Origin of the sequence: Brevundimonas sp. (genome assembly GCF_965279155.1) — a bacterium.
Lineage (GTDB): Bacteria > Pseudomonadota > Alphaproteobacteria > Caulobacterales > Caulobacteraceae > Brevundimonas.
In genome coordinates this window covers 1,206,507-1,228,818 of sequence record NZ_OZ257138.1, presented here as the reverse complement: position 1 = coordinate 1,228,818, position 22,312 = coordinate 1,206,507, and the positions used below count along the sequence as shown (strand labels likewise).

Annotated in this window: 21 protein-coding genes; 11 read left to right on the top strand and 10 right to left on the bottom strand. The window is 61.2% G+C overall.

All coding sequences use genetic code 11. The annotated features are described in order from the left end of the window. The first annotated feature begins 856 nt into the window (after positions 1-856). The 7 genes from ACQY72_RS05800 (at position 857) to ACQY72_RS05770 (ending at position 10,758) form a co-directional block, all read left to right on the top strand. Positions 857-2,983: a sensor histidine kinase gene (locus tag ACQY72_RS05800; RefSeq protein WP_428156300.1), complete on the top strand. Its 2,127-nt coding sequence runs from the start codon at positions 857-859 to the stop codon at positions 2,981-2,983. Beyond that, complete coding sequence (locus ACQY72_RS05795; protein WP_428156299.1) at positions 2,984-4,306, top strand: hypothetical protein; 1,323 nt, start codon at positions 2,984-2,986, stop codon at positions 4,304-4,306. It abuts the gene before it with no gap. A 152-nt stretch (positions 4,307-4,458) separates the two neighbouring features. Beyond that, complete coding sequence (locus tag ACQY72_RS05790) at positions 4,459-5,556, top strand: hypothetical protein (protein ID WP_428156298.1); 1,098 nt, start codon at positions 4,459-4,461, stop codon at positions 5,554-5,556. Positions 5,557-6,104: 548 nt separating this feature from the next. After that, positions 6,105-7,325 (top strand): DNA (cytosine-5-)-methyltransferase, encoded by a 1,221-nt coding sequence (gene dcm / locus ACQY72_RS05785; protein WP_428156297.1) that lies wholly within the window; start codon positions 6,105-6,107, stop codon positions 7,323-7,325. After that, the gene (locus tag ACQY72_RS05780) at positions 7,318-7,770 is read left to right on the top strand and encodes a very short patch repair endonuclease (protein ID WP_428156296.1); all 453 of its coding nucleotides are present in this window, start codon (positions 7,318-7,320) and stop codon (positions 7,768-7,770) included. Before dcm ends, ACQY72_RS05780 begins: the two co-directional genes overlap by 8 nt. Positions 7,771-7,772: 2 nt before the next feature. Then, positions 7,773-9,035, top strand: coding sequence for a type II restriction endonuclease (locus ACQY72_RS05775; protein ID WP_428156295.1), 1,263 nt, complete (start codon positions 7,773-7,775; stop codon positions 9,033-9,035). A gap of 154 nt (positions 9,036-9,189) precedes the next feature. Further along, entirely contained in the window at positions 9,190-10,758 is a 1,569-nt protein-coding gene (locus ACQY72_RS05770) for a hypothetical protein (RefSeq protein WP_428156294.1), read from the top strand. A 190-nt stretch (positions 10,759-10,948) separates the two neighbouring features. On the opposite strand, the gene ACQY72_RS05765 is transcribed toward ACQY72_RS05770, so the two are convergent. The 5 genes from ACQY72_RS05765 to ACQY72_RS05745 form a co-directional block, all read right to left on the bottom strand. After that, positions 10,949-12,115: a Fic family protein gene (locus tag ACQY72_RS05765; protein ID WP_428156293.1), complete on the bottom strand. Its 1,167-nt coding sequence runs from the start codon at positions 12,113-12,115 to the stop codon at positions 10,949-10,951. A 109-nt stretch (positions 12,116-12,224) separates the two neighbouring features. Further along, positions 12,225-12,965, bottom strand: coding sequence for a hypothetical protein (locus ACQY72_RS05760; RefSeq protein WP_428156292.1), 741 nt, complete (start codon positions 12,963-12,965; stop codon positions 12,225-12,227). A 640-nt stretch (positions 12,966-13,605) separates the two neighbouring features. After that, positions 13,606-15,222, bottom strand: a complete 1,617-nt coding sequence (locus ACQY72_RS05755; protein WP_428156291.1) for a recombinase family protein — start codon at positions 15,220-15,222, stop codon at positions 13,606-13,608. Next, on the bottom strand, positions 15,222-15,650 hold the full coding sequence (locus ACQY72_RS05750; RefSeq protein WP_428156290.1) for a DUF2924 domain-containing protein: 429 nt from the start codon (positions 15,648-15,650) through the stop codon (positions 15,222-15,224). The genes ACQY72_RS05755 and ACQY72_RS05750 overlap by 1 nt, the downstream gene beginning before the upstream one ends. Continuing rightward, a complete protein-coding gene (locus ACQY72_RS05745; RefSeq protein WP_428156289.1) occupies positions 15,647-15,904 on the bottom strand; it encodes a DUF3489 domain-containing protein in 258 nt (85 codons plus the stop codon). Before ACQY72_RS05745 ends, ACQY72_RS05750 begins: the two co-directional genes overlap by 4 nt. A 292-nt stretch (positions 15,905-16,196) precedes the next feature. On the opposite strand from ACQY72_RS05745, the gene ACQY72_RS05740 reads away from it, so the two are divergent. From ACQY72_RS05740 to terL, 3 genes are read left to right on the top strand one after another with little or no spacing between them, the layout of a single operon-like run. Beyond that, positions 16,197-17,633 carry a site-specific DNA-methyltransferase gene (locus tag ACQY72_RS05740; RefSeq protein WP_428156288.1) on the top strand — a complete coding sequence of 479 codons (1,437 nt, stop codon included), beginning with the start codon at positions 16,197-16,199 and terminating at the stop codon, positions 17,631-17,633. A 10-nt stretch (positions 17,634-17,643) separates the two neighbouring features. Further along, positions 17,644-18,057 carry a DUF5681 domain-containing protein gene (locus ACQY72_RS05735; RefSeq protein WP_428156287.1) on the top strand — a complete coding sequence of 138 codons (414 nt, stop codon included), beginning with the start codon at positions 17,644-17,646 and terminating at the stop codon, positions 18,055-18,057. Continuing rightward, complete coding sequence (terL, locus tag ACQY72_RS05730) at positions 18,050-19,525, top strand: phage terminase large subunit (RefSeq protein ID WP_428156286.1); 1,476 nt, start codon at positions 18,050-18,052, stop codon at positions 19,523-19,525. The genes ACQY72_RS05735 and terL overlap by 8 nt, the downstream gene beginning before the upstream one ends. 70 nt (positions 19,526-19,595) lie before the next feature. On the opposite strand, the gene ACQY72_RS05725 is transcribed toward terL, so the two are convergent. Next, entirely contained in the window at positions 19,596-19,892 is a 297-nt protein-coding gene (locus ACQY72_RS05725) for a hypothetical protein (protein WP_428156285.1), read from the bottom strand. Beyond that, positions 19,885-20,334: a hypothetical protein gene (locus tag ACQY72_RS05720; protein WP_428156284.1), complete on the bottom strand. Its 450-nt coding sequence runs from the start codon at positions 20,332-20,334 to the stop codon at positions 19,885-19,887. Before ACQY72_RS05720 ends, ACQY72_RS05725 begins: the two co-directional genes overlap by 8 nt. Before the next feature lie 119 nt (positions 20,335-20,453). On the opposite strand from ACQY72_RS05720, the gene ACQY72_RS05715 reads away from it, so the two are divergent. Continuing rightward, on the top strand, positions 20,454-20,666 hold the full coding sequence (locus ACQY72_RS05715) for a helix-turn-helix domain-containing protein (RefSeq protein WP_409714231.1): 213 nt from the start codon (positions 20,454-20,456) through the stop codon (positions 20,664-20,666). Here ACQY72_RS05715 and ACQY72_RS05710 read toward each other — a convergent pair. The 3 genes from ACQY72_RS05710 to ACQY72_RS05700 form a co-directional block, all read right to left on the bottom strand. After that, the gene (locus ACQY72_RS05710) at positions 20,650-20,898 is read right to left on the bottom strand and encodes a hypothetical protein (RefSeq protein WP_428156283.1); all 249 of its coding nucleotides are present in this window, start codon (positions 20,896-20,898) and stop codon (positions 20,650-20,652) included. The two genes, ACQY72_RS05715 and ACQY72_RS05710, sit on opposite strands and share 17 nt — an antisense overlap. Before the next feature lie 155 nt (positions 20,899-21,053). Then, on the bottom strand, positions 21,054-22,019 hold the full coding sequence (locus ACQY72_RS05705) for a toll/interleukin-1 receptor domain-containing protein (protein WP_428156282.1): 966 nt from the start codon (positions 22,017-22,019) through the stop codon (positions 21,054-21,056). A 54-nt stretch (positions 22,020-22,073) separates the two neighbouring features. Then, positions 22,074-22,244, bottom strand: coding sequence for a hypothetical protein (locus tag ACQY72_RS05700; RefSeq protein WP_428156281.1), 171 nt, complete (start codon positions 22,242-22,244; stop codon positions 22,074-22,076). Positions 22,245-22,312 lie beyond the last annotated feature (68 nt).

The following is a 22,312-nucleotide window of genomic DNA, read 5'->3' as shown; positions in this document are numbered from 1 at the left end:
AATCATTGGGAAGCGCGCCGGCGAGATAGAGGTCGTGGACGAGGTCCATCAACCTCTTGGCTAGGCGTCGATCCATCAGGACATCACAGATCCGATCCACCGGCATTGGCCCCCCTCAAGAGCGCTCCCGTTAGGTAACAACGTTATCGATTCTGCTAGATTTTCAACTCCGGCCTTCGGCGGCATACATGCCCGGCGCTTCTCAACGAGATGTATGTATCCCTATCAGATCGATTAGCGCCCAGCCCTCGCGGCCCGGCGCGGCGCATCAGCCGCTCCACGCGGGAACGACCGATCCGACGTCCATGCCGGCGCAGGCTGGCATGGAGATGGCGTCAATGACCCATTCGCTGAGGGACCTTCTCCGCCGGGACTTCAGCGGCGAAGAGACATGCGAACGAAGCCTTTGGCGGCTTACAGGGGGTCGGGACCGTCGGCTCCATGAATGCTTGGAGGTCCGATTCTGATTCAAGTCGGCGGTCCGAACGGCCGGCAATCGGCAGATCGACCTGAGCTCGCTACATAGCGGCGCTCTGACAATAGCTCCCTAACCTACAGACCCGCAATGAAGACGACCTAAATGTCGGCCGTACGGGGGCGGCGGAAGCTCTTTAACAATCAATCTGAACTCATCCGGAGGCTTAGTTCAGGTACCCATGCGTTCTAAGTAGTCGCGAGCCTAGTGCTCGGAACTACTCGCTCGCTAACATAGTCCATCGCCAGCAAAGATCCTATCGGTCTGACGGACGCTGAGCTCACGCTGGCGTTTTGGTTTAGAACACGCGTACGATATGAGGGCATATTGGCTAGTGGCGGCAACCGGAGGCGGTGGACCGTCTAGGCGACTGGGGGGCGAGTGAACGACACGACAGAAAGCTTGGCTTTCCGGCCTCGGGCAAGACTGCTCCAGCTTCTTGGAGACGAGTTGATCGGAAGCGCCCGGCTGGCCGTCTTCGAACTGGTCAAGAACGCCTATGACGCGGACGCCACGGACGTATCCGTCAGTCTGAACCGCATTCTCGAGAAGGATGCGAACATTGTTGTGACCGACAATGGCGAGGGTATGTCGCCAAACACGATCCGCAACATCTGGCTTGTGCCGGGTCACAACCACCGCGGCGTCGCCCGACGGAAGCTACAACGGACTACCGGCGGCAGGCTGCCGCTGGGCGAGAAGGGTCTTGGCCGGTTTGCGGTTCACAAGCTGGGCGACCGCATCGAGCTCGTGACGAAAGCCAGCGGACAGCCCGAATGCGTCGTCCAGATCGACTGGGAGCAACTTTCAAAAGCGGAGTTCCTGTCTGATGCGGCGGTTGAGGTCCGGACCCGCCCGCCAGAAGTGTTTCTCGATCAGGAAACGGGCACCCGTATTACGATCACCCGGCTTCGCGAGAACTGGACCCGGGGTGAAGTGCGACGCCTTTATCGCCAGATCACATCCATTGCGTCGCCGTTTAAAAGTCGCTCGGACGATTTTCGGGTGACGCTTGAAGTACCCACCCATCCAGACTGGATCTCCACTATACCGGATCTGCAGCGTCTTCTGGACCGTGCGCCGTGGCGATACACGTTTGAGATCGAAAACGGGATTTTTAGCTGGGACTATGAGTTCAGGGGTGTTCCGGGCTTGCGACTTGAAACTCGCCAGGAAACACAAACGAGCGAAAGACTCGAGGTTCCGGGTGGCCGGGAAGACGGCGAGGATGATCTCTTCAGCCGCCGCCGCCGGGTGCCGGTGCGGGTCGCAGATGCAGGCTTTTTCGACGGCATCGGCCCGATTCGCGGCGAGTTCTATGCATTCGACCGCTCCACCGAGATTTTGGCGCGCCTCGGTGAGAGTCAGTTCATCGAAAACTTTCTTGACCAGAACGGAGGGGTCCGCGTCTACCGCGACGGGATCCGCGTCTACAACTACGGGGAACCGGGGGACGACTGGCTGGGGCTTGACCTGAGACGGGTGAACTCGCCTGTCCAGAGCCTCAGCCGGAACCTTGTGGTGGGCGCGATCGACCTCGAGCTTGAGTTTAGCGGGGGGCTGGTCGAGAAGACGAACCGGGAAGGGTTTGTCGAGAGCCTTCAGTATTCGAGACTGCAACAAGCCGTCGTGGCGGCTCTCGCTCCGCTGCAGATTGAACGGGCCGAGGACAAGGAACGTATTCGGGCGGTGACTGGCAAGGCCATCACACAGGAGGAGCGGCGGATCGCTGCCCCTCTCGACCGGTTGCGCAGCGAGATCGAGAAAAGGAAACTGACGGGCGAGTTGGGGCCTCTCGTCAACAGGATCGAGAGCGATTATGGCGAGATGCGGGATACGCTTCTGCGGGCCGGTTTGTCGCAGCTAAGCTTGGCTCTCGTCTTTCACGAGATCGAACGCGGCGTCCGCGTCCTGGCGGAAGCCATATCGCGAAACGGGAACGCGGATAGACTGCAGCTGGAGGCTCATGAGCTCGTCCGTCTCCTAGACGGAGCTTCCGACATGCTCAGACGCGGCGACCGGAAGAGCCACGATCTCAAGCAACTCCTCAAACGGGCGCGGGATGTTAATCGGGTCAGGTTTCGGGCTCACGCGATCAAGCTTCAATGCCCCCCGCTCGAGGACTCCGTTCCCCAGCCCGCGACGTTCGCGTTCGGCCTGACGCTGGGCGCCCTCAACAACCTCATCGACAACGCGATCCACTGGAATGAGATACGGCATCCCGAGGATCACGGTCAGCGCCGGATTTACGTCGGGATTCACGAGCTATCCGGCGGACCTGCAATCGTAGTCGCGGATAATGGTCCCGGGTTCAATGACGAACCGGAACGGCTCAAGCAACCCTTCTTCACGCGGCGCCCGACGGGAATGGGCTTGGGACTTTATTACGCCAATCTGGTCATGGAGCTCAACGAGGGTCGATTGCTTTTCCCATCTGCCGACGAGGCGGACATCCCCGAAGGTTACGACGGCGCAGTCGTGGCGCTCGCATTCCGGGCGGAGGGCTAGATGTTCACGCCACCGCGATTTGTTGTTGTCGATGACAAGCCCGAACATCTTCAGGCGATCGTGACCACATTCCGGTCCCTGGGGACGACCTGCAGCCCCATCCTCTATCGTCCTGAGGAAGATTTCGAGGGCGAACAGCTCCGGGGAGTCCGCGCCCTGTTCATGGACTTGAACCTGAACGCGGGTCCGGTCTCCAATGACCACAGCCAGCATTTTGCGACGATTGTCGGCCTACTTGAGGATCATATCACCGAGGCCGGCGGCCCGTTTGTTCTCGTGCTCTGGACCGAGAACGCGAAAGAGGCTCCCAATCTCATCAAATATATTGATGACAATCTAAGCCCGGAGACGCCTTGGGCTCGCCCCGTCGCGACTATGGGATTGTCCAAGACCGACTATCTTGTCGGCGACAAGTTGACTGCCGAAAAAGCCGAGGAGCTGAAGGATGCGATCCTGAAAAAGCTGGAAGACAGTCCCCAGATCGCCGCGCTCTTGACTTGGGAGGGCGAGGTTGTCGTCGCAGCGTCTGAAACTCTTCGGGCGCTCGTCGGCCAAGTCCCCCTCAACAAACGAAAACACGTCGATTTCGGTCCGGCCTTGGACGTCGTCCTCAGCCGACTGGCCCGCGCGGCCGTCGGGAAGCCCAATGCCGTCATCGACCCCCGTGCTGCTGTCAACGCCGTCCTCGGTCCGATCCTCTCGGACCGGCTCAGCCACGCTGTCGGCAACGGCACACTTTGGAAGAAGGCGTTGACCAGGGTCTCGAGGAGCAAACTGCCTGACATGCCCCTCGCTGATCAGGGTACCATGAACCGGATGCTGCATCTCGCCGAAGCGGGGTCAGAGCCGCAGATGCGAAGCAGCGACTGGGGCGTCGTCAGCGCCCCCAACTGGATAGCCGCGACCTATCTTTCACGGCTTGGCATTTCCAAAGAAAGTTTTCTCACCAAGGTCCTAAAGGTTCCGGTTGGTTCCCAAGCTGACGTCACCTTGGTAGTGGTTCGGGCTGGAGCGACGTGTGACCACGCCCAGGGGCGGGACGGTCCGGTGCCCTATTATGTCGGTGCCATCGTACCCGAGGAGATCATCCAGCAAAGGGAGGACGTCCCAGCTTCAGAGTGGATGTCGCCGGTGCTGAGTGTGCCCGGTACTGCCGGAAGCGTGAGGATCGCCGTCAATGCCCGGTTCCCCCTGACCCTGGTGCGGGATGTAGCCAATCGCATGACCCCGTCCTTCCGCATCAGAGAACAACTGCTGATGCAGATGATCACAGCGGCTGGTGACTATCAGAGCCGGCCGGGTATCGTTCAGTTGCCCGGGTAGTCCCCGCGATTGTACTTCTCCCGCGACCGCCGGGCGTCGAAGTCTCAAATCGCTGCCCGGTGTGAGGGATGCCCATCGCACAGACCGGCTTGGCGGTTTGCGCCGAATGACCGGGGGAGCGATACTGTCGTCTCAGGGTTGGTGAGGGCAGGTTGGCTTATAAGATCGTCAGCAACGGCGTGGCGTTGGACGCCCGGATCGAGATCGAGGGAACCGATATCCGGCTCTACAGCCGGAGTGGTCGCACCGGCTCTGCGGCAGCCAGGAACGTGGATTATTCGCCCGGGCTTCGCGCGCTGCTAACCCAGCTCAGGGCCGCGCAGATCGCCGTCACGGAGGGTTTTGTCGATAGCGGGCGGGTACAAACACTTCCTCTAGAAGACCGCCGTATCCTGTCGCCGAAGGATATAGGGGCTAGCCCAGACGAGCAGTTTCGGTTGCTCAGCCAGCGCATGCGACGGGTCGGACGAACGGATGACAGTCCCGGCGGAAACAATAACAAGCTGATCAGGCTCCGGACCTCTGCGAATACCCGGGAGCTCCTGCTGGCGCTCGATCTGGCGCCCACATCCACGGACGCCCGGAGTCTGAACCGGATTCCGGATATCCAGCTTGCGGCGGTGAGGCCTCACCACATCTGGACGGCTATCGAGGCGCTCCGGACACTCACAAGCTGGTCGCCCTATTACCCCTCGATCGACTACGATGTGCTGCTGGACGACGGTGTCCGACTTCCCCCGAAAGCCGTTTTCGGGCGCGCCGCGTCGCTCGCTCTGGGCCTCGAGGTCCTTCCGCGACATTTCTCAGGCGGGCTCGGAACCGTCTGCTTCGCAGCGCTCGAAGAGGCCGGATTCGTCATAGTGGCAAAGAACGGCTTGACGCCGGCTTCGAACCCCGCCGCTTCGGAAGAGGACGCTTGGGCGGAAGGAACGCCTAAGCTGGGAAGCCACATGCGGCGAGAACGGGCGCGGGGCCTTTCAAGGGCGAAAAAGAGTGCGTTCATGGCGGCGAACGACGGCAGACTGTTTTGCGAGCAGTGCCTGCTGGAACCCGCTGTCGCGTTCAACGATCCCCTCGCCGATGCTTGTATCGAAGCGCATCACCGGGAAGTGGTTGTAGCGTCGATGGCGGAAGGTCATGTGACGAAGCTTGAGGATTTGGAGTGCCTCTGCGCGAATTGCCATCGTCTGGTCCATGCGCGCCTCAGGGCTGCCGAAAAGGCAGCCTTGGTCACGACCGCACCGGCTTGAGAACTTGGCAATGCGCTGGCTCAGCCTGCAGCCCCGGCGATCCCGCGCTGGAGGCGGCTCTTTTCCATCTTCGTGCTCTTCTTGAAAGGTCAGGCCATGTCCGGTCAGTCCGGACTTCGGCAGAAGCCTCGAACAGATCTGCCCGGACCCGCTTCAGCGACCAGCATCACGAGCGCGCCTAACAGGAAAAGGCGCGCCCCCCGTGCTCGGTGGCTACAACGGCCTGAACCAAGCTGGCCGGATATGGTCGGCGAGGCCGCCAGCGTGACGGGGGAAGCGAGTAAACACTCCGATATCGCGGCTTCCATTCGTAGACGCGAGCACCGGCCAAAGGCGGGTTACGACCGAATCTGTCGTGCCTTAGATCGACACCCTCTTGAACTTGACGAACCCGGTTCGCGCGAATCTTGGATCTAAGGAAGAACAAAAAGAGAACAGGTGATTGTGCGGCGGGAATCTTTCTGCCATCCTGACGAAAATCGACACAGGGTCAGGGCGAATCAATGCGGAAGCCGCGCGACAGGCATAACGAATTCCGGACGCTGAGAATGCGGGCCGGTCTGAGTCGGGAGGAAGCGCGCGATCTTTTGAAGGTTTCAGACCACACCGCTTATCGCTATGACAATGGAACGAGCGTGCCCAATGCTCTGGCCCTTCAGGTTCTCAGTCAGGCTGCGGAACAGTCGCAGTCTTCGGGAAATGTTCCTTCCGCATTCCGGTTTATTGACCTGTTCGCCGGAATCGGGGGGCTGCGCTTAGGCTTTGAGAGTATTGGCGGCCATTGTGCGTTTACGTCCGAATGGGATTTGAATGCCCAGAAGACATATAATCTGAACTTCCGCGACAACCATGAGCTTGCCGGGGACATTCGTGAGTACGCGGCCGATCCGGCGCGGATTCCGGAACATGACCTGTTGCTGGCCGGCTTCCCCTGCCAGCCCTTTTCCATCGCCGGTGTGTCGAAAAAGAACGCCCTCGGGCGTCCGCACGGCTTTCTGTGCGACACCCAAGGGACGCTATTCTTCGATACCGCCCAAATCATCGCCCACCATCGGCCAGCGGCGTTCGTTCTTGAGAACGTCAAGAATCTGGAGCGACACGACGGCGGCAACACCTTCCGAACAATCATGCACGTGCTTCGCAATGAGCTGGGCTATCACGTCACTGCGCGAGTGATAAGCTCAGAGCCTTGGGTGCCGCAGAAGCGGGAACGGATCTTCATCGTCGGCTTCCGCGAGAAGAATGACTTCGATCTCGACGCCCTGAAACTTCCCGATAAGAAGGACGGCCCGAAGCTGGGCTCGATTCTCCAGCCGCATGACGAGGTCGACCCCAAATACACGCTGACGCCGCGCCTGTGGGAGTATCTTAAGGCTTATCGGGCCAAGCACGCCGCTGCCGGCAACGGCTTCGGTTACAGCCTGTTCGGACCTAATGACGTCGCCCGGACCTTGTCAGCCCGCTACTACAAGGACGGGTCGGAGATCCTGATCGACCAGAACGGAGAGCGGCCGAGACGCCTGACGCCTCTTGAATGCGCCCGGTTGATGGGTTTTGAACGTGGCGAGCGACATTTCAAACTGTCGGGCTCCGACACCCAATCCTATAGGCAGTTCGGAAACTCGGTCGTCGTGCCGGTTGTCGAGTTCCTTGCCGCCGCCATGCGCCCGTATCTAGAAGAGGCGATCGCTCGCGGCCCCGCAGACGAAAGGCAGCCCGTGGCAACGGTGACGCGTCCTGATCGCGAGCCGGAGCTGGCCTTTGGCTGATATCGTCACGGCTGCAGTGCGCAGCCGGATGATGTCGGGCATCCGGAGCAAGGACACCAAACCCGAACTTGTACTTCGCAAGGCGCTGCACGCTCGAGGCTTTCGCTATCGTCTTCACGACCGATCCCTGCCTGGAAAACCGGACATCGTCTTCCCGGTTCGGCGGGCGGTCATCCAGGCGCACGGCTGTTTCTGGCACGGGCATGATTGCCATCTGTTCAAGTGGCCCTCCAGCCGGCCGGAGTTCTGGCGCGTTAAGATCGCCCGCAACCGGGAGGTCGATGTCCGCAACGAGGCGGCCCTCGCGACGCTCGGTTGGCGACAGGCCACAGTGTGGGAATGTGCGCTGAAGGGGCGAGAGCGCCTTCCGCTCGAGACAGTTGTGAGTGATTGTGTATCTTGGTTGCGCGACGGCGCGGGGCCGTTGGAGATTCGGGGAAGCTGAGCGTGAGGCACGGAAGCCTGTCCGCCTATTTCCAAGGGGTCGCCGCTAAGAGGCTGGCGGCGGTTGACGCCAGTTCCGCCAGCTCTAACCAGCACGAAGTTACGGGCTCGGAGCCGCTTCTGCGCATCCTTGGCGATCAGGACCGCAAATTTCCACGCGGCGGCTCCGACTGCCGCTTTCCCAGCACCTATATCTGGCTTGGCGGCGAGGGCGAGGCGCTGACGGAGGAGGGCCAGCTTTCGTGGTACGACGCCCGCCGGAACGTGGCCACCCGCCGTGCGGAATGGCGCCTCTACTATCAGGATAATCCCATTACCGAGCTGATGCGCCCGGGTGACACCCTGTTCATCGCGCTCAGACCTGACGGCCAGCTGATGTTCATCGTCACGCCGGAAAACAGCACCGGCGAAAGCCAGTTGCTCTGGCTGTTCGGTCTTAACCCGCAGCCTCAGCTTGAGTTTGAGCCACGCAATTTCGGTCCGGACACCGATAGCGAAATCGACTTTTCCGCCCGCTTTATTCTGGATGAACTGGGAATCGAGGCCGAGGAACCAGAGTCCGATCGCCTCGACGCACTGCTCGAGCCATATGGTATGGCCTTTCCTAAGACGGCGGTCTTTTCCGACCTGGCGCGTCAGTCGCTTCCGGATCTGTCGCCCCGGGACGAACCCGACAGGACTCTGATGGCCTGGATGGAACGTGAGGAACTGCTGTTCCGGCGCCTTGAACGGCGCATCGTGGCTGACCGGATCGCGAACGGGTTCCGGTCATCCGATGGCGAGGATGTCGACGGCTTCCTAGCCTTTTCGCTCAGCGTCCAGAACCGGCGCAAGTCGCGAGTTGGATACGCCCTCGAGCACCATTTGTCGGCGATCTTTTCAGCCAACGAGGTGCGATTCCAGCAAGGGGCAGAGACCGAAAACCGAAACAAGCCCGACTTCCTATTTCCCGGCGAGGCCGCCTATCGTGACCCGAATTTCCCCGTTGAGGCCCTGACCATGCTTGGCGCGAAATCAACCGTGAAAGACCGCTGGCGACAGGTTCTGTCGGAGGCGGTCCGGCTTCCGAACAAACATCTTTTGACCTTGGAGCCAGGGATCTCGGTCAACCAGACTGAGGAGATGGGGGCGAAGGGTCTGCAACTCGTCGTTCCAAGGGCCGTCCACACAACGTATCGGCCCGCCCAGCAACCGTTACTTATGGATCTTGCCGGTTTCCTCACGCTGGTTCGGGGCCGCCAGCAAATGCTCGATGTAGTCATTTGAACCATCACCCAAAGCCGATCTTCTCTCTGCTTGAGGGCCCTAACAGGTGCCCGGCCGCGGCGGGACTGATGCAGGCGCTCTTCTGCGGTCGGGCTTTCAGCCGCGTCGCTGAGTGCCCGGCCGCCGGCCGCCGCGCATGAAGCTTGGAGATCCAATGCCAGAAGATTCCGGCGGTGCAGGGCAGACGTCTACGGACGCGATATTCGATCTCTCTGATATATCCCCGGAGCAGGCTGCGGTCTTACGCATCCCGACTAGACATGAGACAATCATCTTCATACCTCTGGACAGTATTGGCGTCACTAACTCGCCGCGGGATATCGTCGATGATCTCGGCATGGCCTCATGGTGCTGTGAGCAGCTTGCGGCGTGCGGCGACAGTGTCGCTGCCGAACACGACTATCCGGTAGGCACGCACAAAACCCGGATCAAACTCACGATTGCCGGCGCGAATGGAAAGCTCGCCGAGACCTTAGGCCGTTGTTCTGTTGTCTACACTGCCGTCGATGATGACGATGAAGCGGGACAGCGCCGGTTTCAGGATGCCTACGAAACGGTACTGGCCTACCGGGGACAGCTTGAGAGTGGCATCTACCACGCTCGGGTTCCTGAGGTTATCGACTGGTATATGGCAAACCTGATCGGGGGTGCGTTGTGGGAGATTCTCGCCGATGCGCCTGACCTGTACGATACGCTTGTCAGCCAGTTTCCGGAGCGAAGGACCGGCTTCTGGAAGAGCGCTTTCAGCAGCCGCTTGGCGACCACCTGCTACGCCTCGCCCGACAGCTGGATTCTTCCCCGTGACATCGAACCCGACGTATTTTTTCAGGCGACCCGGCAGCAGTACCGGATGTCAAACTTCATCAGGGCCAGCGTTCTGACCATAGACAACGCCTCCTATGTGACCGGCGAGGGTGTGTTCGCTTTCTTTCCGATGGCGCAATACTTCCGCTCTCGCGCCTGCGTGAGCCTGACCCGGGAATTCGATGAAGACGAATACCCGGTCCTGTTTGACTGGTCGAAGGCGGCGTTCAGCCACTCCCCGTGGCTCGATGCGTTCGGCCCGACCTCCGAACGATCAGATGCCGAACCCGTCTCCGGCCGGATGGAGTGTCTTGTCGATCCGGACAGTACACTCGTCATTGTTGGCGATGGGGAGTTCAGGTACCTGATGTACGATACGCGCCCGGTTTCCATGGACCGGATCAAGCATGTCCACCATCAGCTGGGCCTCACCAGTGAGGCGCTGGCCGGCAACATCGGCCTTTCCTTCCATCCGAAATACGACTGGGCCGCGCTTGATGATGAGCGTTTTGAAGAACTTTGCTACGACCTGATCTTCGCTCACCCTAGATTCAATTCGGAAACCATACGCAAGCACGGAAAATCACGCTCGCGCGATGGAGGTCGTGATATCGAGGTGTACGAGACCGTCCGCTACGGCGCTTCGCCGCGGAAATGGATTTTCCAGTGCAAACTGGTCACCTCGTCCGCCTCTCTATCGGCGACAAAGCTTCAGGACATTGGCGACCTGATCGACCACTACGGAGTCGGAGGGTTTGGCGTCATGACGTCTGCGCCGATTGACGCCACGCTGTATGACAAGCTCGACGGCGTGTGCAGCCGCCGTGGAGTTGAGCAGCTCAATTACTCGGGACTGGAGATCGAGCGATCGCTAGTGCGAAACCAGACCATTTCTCGCCGCTATTTCCCTAGGCCTTGAGCATTGCGAAGTCCCGGAAGTGCCGGTGAAGCGGCGGGCTCCGAAGAGACACCGCGATCGGCCGAACGCGGACATTCCCTTCAATGGCAATTTGGCGTCTGGTGTCCGTCTCAATCCCGATGTCCCCCGTTGGCGCCTTGGTAGGCGTCCTACCGTGGCTACCCGAGACATCGTTGAACTGGCCACGCGTCTAGCCGTCGCCTCGTGCTTTCTCTGCTGAATCATTAGAAGCTGTCGTCTTCTCAACGTTCGTTCTCTCCCCGCTAGCAAGCGAGTAGCTCGTGCTTCGCCCGCCGGCTCCATCTCTCATCAGCACTCCCCGCTGCACCAAATCGCTCATGTCGCGCAGCGCTGTGTCCGGCGACGTCTTCGCCAGTGCCGCCCATTTGGCGTTGGTCAGCTTGCCTTCGAAGCCGTCGAGCAGGCGATTGAGCACCTTTTTCTGGCGTTCGTTAAGCGGCTGGTCGGCCAGGGCGTCCCAGAAGCGCGCCTTACGTATGACGCTGGCCAGGATGGTCTCGGCGCCGTCGAAGGCGCGGTCGAGACAGGCGATAAACCACAGCAGCCAGGCGGTGATGTTCAAGCCGCCCTTCTGCGTAACCTCCAGCGTCTCGTAGTAGGCCTTCCGCTCGGCGCGGATCTGGGCGGACATGCTGTAGAAGCGCTGCGGCGTGCCCTCGGCGCGGGCCAGGGCGAGGTCGGCGATGGCGCGGGCGATGCGGCCGTTGCCGTCGTCGAAGGGGTGGTTGGTGACGAACCAAAGGTGGGCGACGCCGGCTTTCAGCACCGGGTCGGGCGCGGCGGTTTTGAACCAATGCAGGAACGCCGTCATTTCGGTGTCCAGTCGGTCGGCGGTCGGGGCCTCGTAGTGGACGCGTTCGCGGCCGACGGGGCCTGAGACGACCTGCATCGGGTCGCCGTCCGGTTTGCGCCAAGCCCCCACCGTTATCCGGCTCATGCCGCTCCGGCCCGTCGGGAAGAGGGCGGCGTGCCAGCCGAACAGGCGGTCGGCGGTGAGCGGCTGGGCATAGCTCTGGGTGGCGTCGAGCATCATCTCGACGACGCCTTCGACGTTGCGATCCGCTGGGACGAGGCCGACGACGTCCATGCCCAAGCGGCGGGCGATGGAGGAGCGGACCTGGTCTCGGTCCAGGACTTCGCCCTCGATCTCGCTGGACTTCAGCACGTCCTCGGTCAGGGTGCGGAGCACTGCTTCCTCGCGTAGCGGAAAGCCCAAGGTCTCCATCCGTCCGATCAGCCGGCCTTGGCGATGGCGGACGGCGGCGAGCGGTTGTGCGAGGGCGCTGTCGTCCCAGGTCAGGTTGGGCCAATCGGCCAGTTCGTGGATGTAGGTCATATTTGCCGCGCTTTCTGCGGTGAATGTGTAGGCTATTCGCCGCAAGGGCAAGACGTAATCGACGCAAGATATGCGGGGATTGTCGGGTGTATCGCCGCATGCCTCTCAATCAGGCCGCGAGTTGCCGGGCGTCACAGGGCTGCAGCGCGATGGATACGCCTCTCGCCGCCAGCGGCTCCCCCACGAGATCCGTCAGTCGGGTGAAGGCAATGGGGCTAGTGCAGAGGATGCGTCGTTCTTCGGGCTCCCATCTGGCGCGATCCAGGTAACTCACCGCCGCCCCTTCCCCCGCGATTTTGACGACCGCCTGGCGGATGTCGGTCTGGGCGAACGGGATGAGCCTCGCCGGCGTCCCGGCGCCGCCATCTGGTCGTCGGCTTTCGGCGGCGCGAAATCTTTTAATGGGGTCATAAAGGTATTGTGGGTCACCGGTGACCGGTTTTCGTGTCGCTGATGTCCGCTTTTCTGACGTTTGAGCGGTCGCCTGTGGCCGCTTTTCGTGGGTTTGATCGGTCGCCGATGACCGGCTTTGCGGCGTCTCGGCCGTATCGTCGGGCAGGGTCGCGCGGCAGATGTTGGTGCGGCCGCGTCCCCGGCGGACCTCGACCTGCAAATAGTCGGCGGTCTGAAGCTCTTCGAGCAGCCGGCGCAGTTGACGGGGGCTGACGCCCAGGCTGGCGGCCATGCTCTCTTGGCCGCGCCAGGCGCCGCCCTCGCAAGGGTTCAGGTCGTGGAGGATGAAGCCCGCGACGGCCTTGGCCTGTAGGCTGATCTTCGGATCGCTGGCGATGCGCTGATGCCAGGCCAGCTTCTCGGCGACGAAGTTTTCGGGATCGAGGCGGCGGGTCATCGGCGCGACTCCGACGTTGCGGCCGGGCAGGGGAGGGGGTAGAATCCCTGTGGCGTCGAGTGTTGTGATAAGCCCTTTCGAACCCCGCCGAGCGCTGCAACGCTGGCGGGGTTTTTTGTGTCCGAGAAGCGTCCCGAGGGGTTAGCCAAACGGGAAAAATCCCTAGCGATTTCAATATGCGCCATACACCCCGTTAGACGAGGCAAGGCGTTGTATTCACGAGAAGAAACGACTTCCTCTCTGTCCGCCACGCCGTCCTCCGCTAAACGACAAGTCTTCGAGAGCAGGGAAATAAGCCCGACATTCCGGCGCGTTACCGCCTGGGCTCAGCCCAGAGCGCGTCTCTGCGCGCCTTTTGCCATGCCCAAAACCGCGTCGACGTGACGCCAGTCTCCCGTTTCGAGAGGCCAGTCCGTTTTCGGCCCATGCCTGTTTACAGGGAAATACAGGGAAATCCGGCCAGAATCACTTGTTCGGCTCAGATCCCACGACGGCCTTGGAGCCCGGCATGTCGGGCTCCATTGGGTACGGCAGAATCAAATTCCCGCAACAGATAACAGGGAAAATAATGGCCCCGAACAGGGAGCGTCTTTTCAGGATCAGGGAATTAAATCGACCGGATCAGGGATCGCCAAGCGCCTCAGGCGGCGAACATCGCTCGCTGTTCATCCCAGTCGAGTGGCAGACCGCGATGCATGATGGCGTAGAGCGAGAGGGCCTCGGGCGCAGTCCCATCGAGGACCGCCTGTTTCAGATCTGGCGCCAGGAACGCCACTCGAAGCATGCGCGAGGCATAGGATTGATTGAGCTTCTCCTCATCCGCGATCGTTTCGAGCGTCGCGCCTTCGCCGTCAATCAAACGCCGCTTCCACGCCTCTGCTCGCACAAGCGCCGAGCTTAAGGCTGGATCGATTGACTGGCGGGTGATGGCCGCACCGCCGCCCGGACCGACCATGGCAATGCCGCCACCGCGATTGAAACAAAGCGCCAGGCGCAGGAGCGGAGCGTTTCCGTCGCGCTCCAGCTGCCCGAGCCTGAGCTTGGCCTGGCTGGTGACGACGTTCGCGTCGCAACGTGTCTGGTCCAGCCGCACGACCAGTTCACGCCGGTGAATCTCCACACGATCGATCATGTCCCGCACATTGAGCCAGTCTTCGCTATCGGCGGCGTTCGCCAGAAGCGGAGCGATCGCGTCGCGGACCATTGTCTCGATGACGGGAGCGGGGACGCGCTTGTGAACGCCGGCTTCGTCAGGCCGACCGCGCTGGGCGACGCAGGAGACGTAGTAGCGATAGGTGGCTCCGCCCTTCCGTGAGGCGCTGACCGGTGACATCAGATGTCCGGCGCTGTCGTAGACCAGGCTAGTGAGGGGCGCGCCGCGATGCGGTGGTCGGGCCTTGCCAGGATGCCGACGCCGCACGCTCAGATCCAGGAGCGCCTGGGCGGCCTCGAACGTCTCCCGATCGATGATCCCAGGGTGCTGTCCGGGGTAGACGGCGTCCTTGTGGGGGATGTCGCCCACGTAGATCGGGTTACGCAGCATCTGGTAAAGCACGCCGCGAACGAGCGGCACGCCGCCCTGGGCTTCACCCGCTCTGTTGATCCACCGTTTTGAGGTCACGCCGCGCGTCTTAAGCTCGGCGACGAGCTTGTTGACCGATCTGATCTCGAGGTAGCGGGCAAACATCCATCGCACCTCTTCCGCCTCGGCAGGATTGATCGTGAGCGTGCGGCCGTCGGGATCGTAGCCGAACACCGGCCGACCTCCCATCCAAAGGCCCTTCTTCTTGGAGGCGGCGATCTTGTCGCGGATGCGCTCGCCGGTGACCTCACGCTCGAACTGGGCGAAGGAGAGCAGGACATTGAGTGTCAGCCGGCCCATCGAGGTGGTGGTGTTGAAGGCTTGGGTGACGCTGACGAAGCTTGAGCCGGTCCGATCGAGCACGTCGACGATCTTCGAGAAGTCGGCGAGGGATCGAGTGAGGCGGTCGACCTTGTAGACGACGACCACGTCGATCTTCTTGGCTTCGATGTCGTCCATCAGACGGCGCAGCGCCGGACGATCCAGGTTGCCGCCGGAGTAACCGCCGTCATCGTAGATTTCAGGCAGCAGCGTCCAGCCTTCGCCCGCCTGTGACATCACATAGGCGGCGCAGGCGTCGCGCTGGGCGTGGAGGGAGTTGTAATCCTGCTCCAACCCCTCCTCGGTGCTCTTTCGCGTGTAGATGGCGCAGCGGATCGTTCGGCTCGGCTGCATTAAGCGGCCTCCTCGCGCAGGCCAAAGAAGCGCGGCCCATTCCACCGAGAGCCCGTGATCTGACGAGCGATCGGAGAGAGGCTGGCGAAAGTCTGACCGTTCCAGACGTAGCCGCCATCGACCACATCGACCTGATGGCGCTCCCCCTTCCATTCACGCTCCAGCCGAGAGCCCGGTTTGAAGGCGGCAGTCCGAACCGTCGGCTTGTAGCCCGGTCGGTGACGACTGGCAGTTTTGCTAAGCCGACGATCTAAGTCGTGGTTCGAGCCATGCGCGCGCAACTGAAGACGCTCGGCGAGAAGGTAGCGCAGGACATTGGCGGATCGGAGGGGCGGCGGCCCCTCCTCAAACTGTTCGCACCAGATGCTGCGTAGAGCATCGATCCTTTGCCCTTCAAGAGTGGCGATGAGCGCTTTGATCTCGCTCATCGGGCGGCGCCCTCCTGCGATAGACTCCAGCGGCGAACGCCGTCGATGCGGTTGCTGGCGATCTTGAGTCCGCGTTTGCGCAGTGCGCCCGCCATGGCGCCGCGCACCGAATGCGGCTGCCAGCCCGTGGCGTCCATCATCTGCTTCATGGTCGCGCCGTCGGAGGCTTTGAGCAGCCCGGAGAGCAGGTCCAACTTTGAGACGCGCGGCGTTGCGTTCATGGGCTTGTCGGTAGGAGCAGTGGTTTTGGTCATGGTATCCTCGGTTCAACAGGGGCGGGTGCCTCCTACTGAGCCGAGCCCGGCTGGCCGGGCGGAACACGATCAGTAGCGCTCTGGTCGTAGCGCTAGTCCAGTTGATTGAAGTCGAAAAATCTTCCGGCAGGAGGCCTTGTCGGCTTCATTCCTCACACCCACCTTTTCGTAACGAGCTGGCAGCACATGGGTCTCGACCCGCAGAGCACTCAGCGACTTTCCCCTAACCCCCGGCGTCCGCCGCACGTGCTTTTGCACGCGCTTGCGGCTGCCTAACGGAAGGAGAGCCGTCATGGTCTCTGCAAAACCCGCGCGCCTCGGCGCACCCGAACTGCCATTCGACCTCCAACTTGTCATTGAACATCTGCCCATCGCAGATTTGGCTGCTGGCGGCCGCAAGCTGCGTCTGCACAAGAAGCAAGACATCACCGCCCTAGCCAACGCCATTCGTACGTTCGGCTTCCTTGCTCCGGTGATCATCGACCGGAACAATAAGATCGTCTCCGGCAATGGCCGCATCGAAGCGGCGCGCCAACTGGGCATGACGCACGTGCCCTGCATCCGAGCCTCTCATCTGGACGCTGCCAAACTGAAGGCGTTTCGGATCGCCGAGAACCAACTCAGTCAGCTGGCAGGGTGGGACACCGAGGCGCTGGGCTTAGAGCTGAAGGAACTGTCCAACCTCAAGCTGGACTTCAGCCTGGAAGTGACTGGGTTCTCAGCGGCTAAGATCGACTCGCTCATCCTCGAAGGCGACCGAGGGGGCGAGAAGGCTGATGTCTCGCCGGATCGTCCGACGTCACCCGTGAGCCGGCTGGGCGACCTTTGGCTCCTGGGTGATCACCGTCTTTATTGCGGGGATGCTACAGATCCGGGGAGCTTCGACGTTCTGCTTCAAGGCGAACAGGTTCGGACCGTTTTCACGGACCCGCCATACAACGTCGCTGTGGATGGCCACATTACCGGATCGGGGCATCACGGGGAGTTCGTGATGGCGTCGGGCGAAATGACCGACGCCGAGTTTACTGACTTTTCAGTCAAGGCGATGGCCAGAGCGAGCGACCATCTGATGCCTGGCGGATTGCTTTACTGGTGTATGGATCACCGCCACATAACGAACACAATTGCCGCAGCTTCCGCGACCCAAATGGAGATGCTCAACCTTATTGTTTGGGACAAGGTAACGGGTGGCATGGGCAGCTTCTACCGCTCGCGCCACGAGCTCATCTTCCTTTTTCGCAAGGCGGGTGGCTCGCATCTGAATCGGGTTGAACTTGGCAAGCACGGCCGGAACCGTGCGAACGTCTGGGCTTACGAAGGCGTCAATGGGTTCGGCGCCAAGAAGGCCAAGGCCCGAGAGATGCATCCGACGGTCAAGCCCATGGCGATGGTGCGAGACGCACTATTGGACAGCTCAGCCCGGGGGGATGTCGTGCTGGACTTGTTTAGCGGCAGCGGGACTACGATTATCGCTGCAGAACAGAGCCGACGGCAGGGTAGGGCGACCGAGCTTGATCCGGGCTATGTCGATGTCGGCGTCATCCGCTGGCAGGACTACACGGGCCTCGAAGCGCGATTAGCCGCAAGCGGAAAGACCTTCCGAGAAGTCCGCGCCGAACGGCAGCAGACGGCGCTGACCCTCGCAGTATCTAACCCGGACATGCCTATCATACCTACAGTCGTGCCTGCTGTGCGGGTCCGGACGCGCGTTCGCGCGGCCGCGGCGTAGGGGGTGAGTTATGTCAGACTCATCATCGCCAAAAGGGGTCGGCTACGGCCGGCCCCCCGTCGCTACGCAGTTCAAGCCGGGCCAGTCGGGCAACCCCAAGGGGCGTCCGAAGGGTTCAAAAAATATGCTGAACCTTTTGATGGAAGAGCTTGATCAGAAGGTGACTGTCACGTCCGACGGACGAACCCAGCGCATGTCAAAGCGTCGGGTCGCCGTGCGTCAGCAAGTCGATCGCGCCGTAAAGGGAGATCCGAAGGCCTTCGCGGCATTGATGAAGCTAGAGAGCCAAGGCTTCGGTGGAGACGAGGTCGATACGCCAGGGAAGCATCATGCATCGAGCGAGATCCCATTGGATGTCTATGACGATATCCTGGCGGGCTTGCACGCGGGTAGCTCGATGCAAGAAGGTCCCGGTCATGAGTAGCGCTCTGGCCAAGCAGGCTGCTCTCCACGCCTTCGCACGTGAGAACTTCGAAGCCTTCCTGTATCTCGTCTTCCACCACTTGAATCCTGGCGTGCGGCTTTCATCGGGCTGGTACATCCAGGCCATGGTCCAGGCGCTCATGGACGTTGAAGCGGGCCACGATCGCCGTCTCCAGATTACTGTGCCGCCTCGGCACCTGAAATCTGAGATGGTGTCGATCGCCTATCCCGCTTGGTTGATGGGGCGACGGCCCGAGACCCGCATCATCTGCGCCAGCTACAGCCAGGACCTCGCTGACAATCTGGCTCGCAAGTTCCGTAAGGTTGTGGAGTCCAACTGGTACGCTGATGTCTTCCCGCAAATGGCTGCGTCGATCGTCCGTAGCACCACGGCGGAGTTCACGACGTCTGCGGGCGGCTACCGTTATGCCACAGCGGTCGGCGGGACCGTCACCGGCATCGGTGCGCACCTGATCATTGTAGACGACCTGATGAAGGCGAGTGACAGCGCCTATCCCGAGGCGCGGGCGAAAGCCAAAAGGTTCGTCGATGAGACACTGATGTCCCGCTTGGATGACAAGAAGACGGGCGCGGTCGTAGCGATCATGCAGCGGCTTCATGAGGACGACGTCTCAGCGCACCTGGCGGCGAAAGGATCTTACAGGCACCTGAACTTGCCTGCGATTGCCGTCCAAGATGAAACCATCAGACTGACCCGCGGGGCAGTCCATAACCGTCGCATAGGCGATATTCTCAACCCGCTGCGCGAGCCGCACGACGTTTTGCAAGAGTTCCGACTGGACGTCGGTCAGCGGGTCTTCGAAGCCCAATGGCAGCAGAACCCTAGTGCGGGGGCGAATGACTTCCTGCGCTGGGAGAAAGTGCAGTTTTACGACGACCCCCCAGAGCGGGATCGGCTCCAGATGGTCGTTCACAGCTGGGACCCTGCCGCTACGTGCGACCCAGGCTCGGACTACTCTGTAGGCACCGTGTGGGGGTATGACGGGGAGGCATGGCTGTTGCTGGATGTCATCCGTGTCAAACTGGCCTACTCTGACCTGCTCGCCCGCGTAAGAGCGGAGCGTCGGAGATGGAACGCGGACTACATTTTGGTCGAGAAATCGTCGGTGGGTCACGCGCTTCTTCCCGACCTCATTCGAGACCATCGAGGCCTCGGGCAGGACCGAGCTCACTACGCGCCACGGTCTAAGCCTATCGCGGCCTCTACCCGCGTGCCTAAGACAGAGCGCTTTTTTTCGTCGGTCGATCGCCTCTACACGGGGCTCGGGAAGTTCCCTCGATCAGCCCCTTGGATGGACGATCTGCGCCATGAGCTGCAGGCCTTTCCGGACGTCAGGCATGACGACCAAGCCGACAGCATCAGCCAGTTTCTGAACTGGGCGGTCGGTCGGGGAGGGAGGACCGCTCTCAATCCTCATGCGCGGCGTGACATCCAAAACCGAACCTAACCTCGCTGCAGGCGCCCGGGGCGCCGAAGCCGAGTGAAGTCGCTTAGCGAGCGGCCTCACTCGGCCTCGTTTAGCGTTTGCACTCTGCTCGGCCGGTGTAGGCTGTGTGAGGTACCCCGCCGCGGCTCGTGGCGTCTAAGAAGGTGATCTCGAACTTCTCGATCTCGCCGCGGCAGGCTTCCGCCAGATCGGCCCGAACTTTTTGCTCGATCGCCGCCTCGTCCCGGGTGAACTGCGCAAGACCCTGAAGGGTGAAGCCAAGTCCGCCAGCGGTCGTTTGAAACGGCGCGACGGCGGTCGATGGGATCGAGGCGCAAGCGGCGACGGAAAATGCGAGCGCGGCGGCTACAAGAACGCGGTTAGTCATTAGCCGCATCTCCGGGTGCAAGGCGGTCCGTGTAGTCGACGGCGTTAAGACGGTTCGCTCGGGAGCAAACTTCCGTGGCCATCACGCCGAAGGCGCTCGGAGTGTATCCGGGCAGGTGAGACCCGAAGTAGAAATCCTTGAAGCCGATGTAGCCACCCATACGGTTGCGGGCGTTGGCCATGCCGCAAACAGCCAGATAAATTTTTCCGCGGTCGCGTCTATCGGGGCTCAACAAAACCACTCTGACGTCGCGGAAGCGGGCGGTCTCGTAATCGAGCAGGGACGTTTCCAGCCATCCCCGAGTGGCGACGAGCTCGCGGGTGATCGCCTCATCCGAGAATAGTCCGTTGGAGCCTGTCTCCTCCCCAGCGGAAGCCTCCTGGCCTAGGGCGGGGCTGGTGATCCCCAATAGAGCCGTGGCGGCGAGAATAGTTTTAAGCATCTTGCATCCTATGAGTCTTCATCGCAGTTCGCTGGTCGCTCGAACGGCGTGCGCTAGTCAACCTGAAATGAGACTCATCGGCTGTCGTTCGATAGGCGTCACGCGCAGCATTTGGCGGGATGGATATCCGTCGGAAACTAGGAGCCCGCGTTCAGCGGCTCCGCCAGGATCAGGGCTGGTCGCAGGAGGAGTTTGCCGATCGGGCCGGCCTGCACCGGACTTACGTGTCAGGCGTAGAACGCGGTGTCAGAAATCCAACGGTCACGGTCTTGGAGAAATTGGCTATCGGCCTGGGTGTCCCAATGCCTGATCTGGTCAGCTTTGACGGGTAGCAGGCACGCTGCGGCGCTCTAGGACCTCGATAGCGTCGACGAGCTTGGAGAAGTCGGAAGCTACGGTCTGCAAAAGCTGGCCGGTGATCGACGTCCGAAGGATTCCGACGTCCGTGCACATAATATCTGCTCGCTCAATCAAGTTCGATGCGAGCACGCCCAGCCGCAGCTTGGCCTCTAACGCATCTTCCGGGTCAAGGACGGGGGCGGGCGGGTCGTAATCGTCAAACATGACTGCGACTACCGCTCTCGTCGGCCAAGAAGTCCAGTGGTTTAGAGGCGGAGGGCTGTTCTGCGCAGAAGTGGTCTTTCGGGTCGCTCCTGATTAGCGACATTGGCGGCGGAGTGCGTGGTCGACTAGCCCTTGGGGCAATCGCCTTGTGATCCTCAATACCGTAAGCGATCAGTCAACAGGTTCCACAGTTGAGCCGCGCCTTCCTCGGGCGTCAAAAGCCTGTCCCGATCCCCGCCGAAATGGCCCGACATCGTCGCTCTAAGGGAGAGGCCTTCCTCGCCCGCCTCAACGAACAGATCCTCGTTCATGCTGTTGGTCTCGCCATTGTCATTGCCGCTGTAGGCGATGCCGTTGGCACCGAAGTGGCCCGTTCCGGTGAAGACAGTGCAGCCTGCGATCTTCTGGCCTTCGCGGTAAAGGGTCGCTGTGAAGCGGTTTGCGTCGAGACGACGGAAGCGTCCTGCGACGGGGCCCTCAAGCGCGGCGATTGAAGCCTCAAATGCATCGGCCACGATTTCGAAAGCCTCGTGCCGGAAGTCGTCCTTCTGCTGGTCCGTAGGTCGCGTTGATTTGGGAATCGAGAAAGTTGTGCGGGGCGCGCTGCGCCGCGCGACCTCTGGCGTTTGAGGTTTCCGAAGCTCGACAGGCCGCCTATTTGCTACGACACTTGGCGATTCGACAGTCGCTGCTGCAGCTCTCTCAATCGCTTGGGCGACGATGTCCCAAGCCTGATCCTGGTTCGCCCAGGTAGTCACCGCTTTGCCGTCGGTCGGCGTCGCGAGTAGGTCCGACAAGCTTGTGAGCTTCCATCGGCACGGCTTTGCGATGATCGGAACGACCCGCGCCAATCCTTGCTGGTGGCGCCGGATGGCCTCTTCCATCTCGACATCCATACAGTAATCGGAATCAAGGAAGCGTGCGGTTACCAACGCTGCAATGAAATCGGATTCAGCAAGCGCTTCGCGCACCTTCCGGTCAAACTCATCGCCAGGGATCAGATAGCCGTCAAACCAAGGCGTAACGACGCCAGCGCGTTCGAGTGGGCGAATGTGGGCCCTCAACTCGCCCATCAGGTCGGCGTCGTGGTGGGTGTAAGAGATGAAAAGTTTACGCGCCATTAGCTCCCTAGGTCCGAAGGCTTCCGAGCCGTTTGCGCGCACGCTGGCGGTCGATCAGTCGCCTTTGTCGCCCTCATTCTTCGGCTTTTTGGTTTTAGCGTGTTGTTTGACTTCCTTGCTCAGCGATTTGGACTGATCATCCGAGTCGCTCCAGGTCCCGTCCTCATTCCGACGTTGATAGCGCTTGTCGCCTTGATGAGGCTGGTTCAGTTCCCGCTCTGACATGGCTTGCACCTCCATAGCATGGCCAGGACAATCAACGATCCCGTTCGCACTTCGTTCCGGCGTCGCTT